The sequence below is a fragment of the Variovorax sp. YR634 genome (assembly GCF_900106655.1).
Taxonomy (GTDB): Bacteria; Pseudomonadota; Gammaproteobacteria; order Burkholderiales; family Burkholderiaceae_C; genus Variovorax.
In genome coordinates this window covers 1-3,868 of the sequence record NZ_FNOL01000051.1, presented here as the reverse complement: position 1 = coordinate 3,868, position 3,868 = coordinate 1, and the positions used below count along the sequence as shown (strand labels likewise).

Annotated in this window: 5 protein-coding genes; 2 read left to right on the top strand and 3 right to left on the bottom strand. The window is 66.6% G+C overall.

The window, feature by feature from the left end; all coding sequences use genetic code 11:
- Positions 1-544, top strand: a 544-nt coding sequence (locus BLV60_RS33750) for a flavodoxin family protein (protein WP_256329699.1), incomplete at its 5' end; no start/stop codon positions are given.
- Positions 545-602: 58 nt separating this feature from the next.
- Here BLV60_RS33750 and BLV60_RS33745 read toward each other — a convergent pair.
- On the bottom strand, positions 603-1,187 hold the full coding sequence (locus tag BLV60_RS33745; protein WP_093060135.1) for a hemerythrin domain-containing protein: 585 nt from the start codon (positions 1,185-1,187) through the stop codon (positions 603-605).
- Positions 1,188-1,352: 165 nt separating this feature from the next.
- On the opposite strand from BLV60_RS33745, the gene BLV60_RS33740 reads away from it, so the two are divergent.
- Positions 1,353-1,859 carry a universal stress protein gene (locus BLV60_RS33740; protein ID WP_093060133.1) on the top strand — a complete coding sequence of 169 codons (507 nt, stop codon included), beginning with the start codon at positions 1,353-1,355 and terminating at the stop codon, positions 1,857-1,859.
- A 4-nt stretch (positions 1,860-1,863) separates the two neighbouring features.
- On the opposite strand, the gene BLV60_RS33735 is transcribed toward BLV60_RS33740, so the two are convergent.
- Both BLV60_RS33735 and BLV60_RS33730 read right to left on the bottom strand, forming a co-directional pair.
- On the bottom strand, positions 1,864-3,402 hold the full coding sequence (locus tag BLV60_RS33735; protein ID WP_093060131.1) for a bifunctional aminoglycoside phosphotransferase/ATP-binding protein: 1,539 nt from the start codon (positions 3,400-3,402) through the stop codon (positions 1,864-1,866).
- Between the two features lie 64 nt (positions 3,403-3,466).
- Positions 3,467-3,868: universal stress protein (locus BLV60_RS33730; RefSeq protein WP_143042688.1), on the bottom strand; the 402-nt coding region annotated here is incomplete at its 5' end.

Below are 3,868 nucleotides of genomic sequence, written 5' to 3'. Positions count from 1 at the left end.
AGCAGCAGAGGCAAGCATGAACAACGTCCTGGTGATCGTCTATTCCTACACGGGCACTTCCCGCCAGGTCGCGGAGCTCCTGTGCAGCCAGCAGAGCTGGCAACTCGCGAGCGTCACCGAGGTGCGCCCTCGCAGCGGCGCCCTCGGCAGCTTGCGTTGCGTGCTCGATTCATTCTTCCGGCGACAGCCCGCCATTCACTACGACGGTCCGCCGCCCGGCGACTTCGATGCCGTCGTGCTGGTGTCGCCGATCTGGATGCTGCAGCTCGCCGGCCCCATGCGCAGCTTCGTCGCGCGCCAACGCTATCGGCTGCCCGACGTCGCCGTGCTCTCGGTCATGGGTGGCCAGGGGGCACCGAACGCGGCAGCAGAAATCAGCGACTTCATGGGCCGCGCGCCGATCCTGAGCTCTTCGGTCACGATGCGCGAGGTCGATGACGGCGGCTGTGCAGCGCGTCTTCAGGCCTTCGGCACCGCCGTCAGAAGCGCGGAAGATTCGCGAGACGTGGTGCGCCCGGTCACGCTGTCGCCGCAATCGATCTGAGGGGCGGCATCCAATTGATGACCGCCCTTCTCTTTCCGGTCGGCCTGCGGCTACCGGCCTAGAGGGCCGGCCCCAGGCCGATGGGCGCGGGAACGATATTCACGATGCGCGTGAAGAGCGCGTTGTATTCGAGGTCGGGCACGTGCCCGGTCATGGGGTCGCGGTTCTGCGCGAAGGCCTCGTCCAGGTCGCGCCAGTCGTTCTCGGTCAGCACCCGCTCGGCCAGCGGCAGGATCTCTCGCTCCTCCAGCGCCATGTGGCTCAGGTAGAAGTCGACATATTCGCCGACCGTTTTCTCGAATTCTTCGCGCCGCGACTCGCCCAGCATCTCGAACGCGAGCAAGGCGTGCTCGACGTTGCGGATCCTGCGTTCACCCTTGGCATGGTCGCCGTCGAGCTTGTCGAGCAGATCCCGCGAGATCGGCGTCCTGGCGCGCAGCTTGGGAAACAGCAGTTCGGTCTCCTTGCGGTGGTGGCGCTTCTCCGGAAACTCGTCCACGTAGAAAAGCATGGCTCGCAGCGTCGCGAAATCGGGCAAGGTGCCCTTCTTTCGGTGTTGCTCGAGCAGCATGACGATGGAACGGAGCACGGCGGCGAGCGCGGCGTGCTCCTGGCGAATGATGCGAACGGTGGCGTGGGTCATGAGGGTTGTCCTGTGCATGCCTCAAGGGTCGCGCTTTCATTCACGCGCGGGTTTGTTCCAGATCAAGTCCCGTCCAGTCGCAGCTTCGCACTTGATCAATGTCAAGCCGCGCGGAGCGCCCGTGCGGATACTGGACCGATCCATTCAACAAACCGGAGTCGTGCCATGTACCAGCGAATTCTTGTTCCCATTGACGGCAGTTCCACATCCAGCCATGGCCTGGCCGAAGCCATCAAGCTGGCAAAGCTCACGGGCGGACGCCTGCGCCTGGCGCACGTCATCGACGAGCTGTCCTTCGCGCTGGCCATGGATGCCTACGCGGGCCATGCCGGCAACTGGCTCGAAGAGCTGCGCGGCAACGCCACGAAGCTGCTCCAAGCCGCGCGGGCCACGGCTGCGGGAGCAGGCGTCGAAGCCGACACAGTGCTGCTCGACAGCTTCAAGGGCACCGTGCACGACCAGGTCATCGCCGAGGCGGAAGCATCGAAGGCCGAACTGATCGTGATCGGCACTCACGGCCGTCGAGGAATCGGCCGCTGGGTCATGGGCAGCAGCGCGGAGCACATCCTGCGCCTGTCGCCCGTGCCGGTGTTGCTGGTGCGTGCTCCCGAAAGCGCGAAGACCGAACACGAGCGTTTCACACTGCCGAGCGGGACGCTCGCCAGCCAGTGAGGGTTCAGCGGTTCGCGGTCGCAGCGCGCCAGCGCGCGGCGACCAGCGCGATGTCTACGGTGTCTTCCGTGGAGACCTCGATGGCCAGCGCGCGCTCGTCGGCCTCCAGCGGGTCTTGCCATTCAAACTGACGCTCCAGCACTGCGAGGCCGGCTTCCGAGGCGTCCGTGCCTGCCGCGTCGCGCTCGGCCACACGGCGGCGCAACGTGGCCGGGGTTGCGCGGCAATCCAGGATCGTGAAAGGCACGCGGAGCTCGGTTGCCAGGGCTTCGAAGCTGCGTCGCTCGGCGCCGCGCAGGAAGGCCGCGTCCACGATCACCGGGTAGCCCGCCAGCAGCGCATCGCGGGCGCAGGCGCGCAGCCTTTCGAAAGTCCGCAGGGTTGCCTGCGCGCCGTAAATGTCGAGCCCAAGGGCGACGGATCGCGCCAGCGGATCGAGGCCATACAGGCGCTTGCGCTCCACGTCCGACCGCACGCGGACAGCGCCCGCGGCGCACAACAGTTGCAAGGCAACGCTGGATTTCCCCGAGCCCGACAAGCCGTGCGTGATCATCAGGCGGGCGCCCTCCTCCGGCTGCGTCGTCAGCCGCGTCGCGCAGGCAAGGTAGTCGGGGCGGGCCTCGCCATCCGGGGGCCTTGGACCCAGCCCCGTGGCCATCGCCCGCACCAGCGCCCGATAAACCTCGTAGAAGCGCCACACCTGCAGGCCCGGGTAGTCACCGCTGTGCTGCATCCAGGCATCCAGGAAGCGGAATGCAAGATCGTCGTGGCCATGGGCCTTCAGGTCCACAGTGAGGAATGCAAGGTCGCTCATCACGTCGATCCAGCGCAGCGCCGGGTCGAACTCGATGCAGTCGAAGGGCATGAGCGCACCGTCGACCAGGACCACGTTGGCCGTGTGCAGGTCGCCGTGGCATTCACGTATCGAGCCGCCCTGTTGGCGGGCGATCCATGCCATGCGCAGCACCTGGCCCTGCTCCCGAATCCACGTGTCCAGCGCGGCAAGGGTGGCGAGACGGCTGTCGTCGCCCTGTGCTCGCAACGCGGCCAGCACATCCGTAGCCGCTCGAACGATCGAGTCGGGGCTGCCGAAGCCTGACACCGGCGTCGCTTGCTCCGCAGCCGCGTGCAAGGCGGCCAGCCGCTGTGCGAAGCCGTCGAGCAGCGCGGGCTGCAGCCGGTCTTCCACCAGCAGATTGCGCAGCAGCGACGAATCGGGGAAACGCAGCATGCGCACCACATGGTCGATCACCGTGCCGGCGCCGCCGATGCGCGGCGACTCGCGCGTGCCGCAGACCGGTGCCACGTCGATGTAGAGCGAAGGAGCAAAGCGTCGGTTGAGGCGCAGCTCCTCCTCGCAGAAGTGCTTTCGGGCCTCGACGCTGCCGAAGTCCAGGAACGGCAGGCGTACCGGCTTCTTGAGCTTGAAGGCCTGCGTCTGCGTCAGCAGCACCCAGGAAATGTGCGTCTCGACCAAGGCCACGGGTTGCCCGGTCTCCCGCTGGAGTTGCTCTCGCAGTGCGTTGACCAGTGTGGTGTCCATGTGGCGTGTTTGCGATTCAACGACTTCAAAGAATAGCGAAAAGACGCCAAGGCGCCCTGCCGCCTCAGTGCGCCATCAAGACCGGCACCGTCATCTGCGCGAGGATCTGCCGCGTCACGCCGCCAAGGATCCGCTCGCGCAGGCGCGAGTGGCTGTAGCCGCCCATCACCAGCAGGTCGGCGCTCAGGTCCGAAACCCGCGACAGCAACGCGTCCGCGATGTCGATTTCGGTCACCTCGGACTCGGCACGCGCCTGCACGCCGTGCCTCAGCAGGAACTGGATCATGTCCGATACCAGCAGCTGCTGCGTGTTGTCTTCGTCGCGCGGGTGGCGCAGCGACAGGAGCGTGACGCGTGCTCCGCGCCGCAGCGCCGGCAATGCTGCCTGAAGGGCCATGGCGGCTTCACGCGAGCCGTCCCAGGCCGCAACGATGTTCTTCGGGATCCCCCCGAACATACCGGCCGA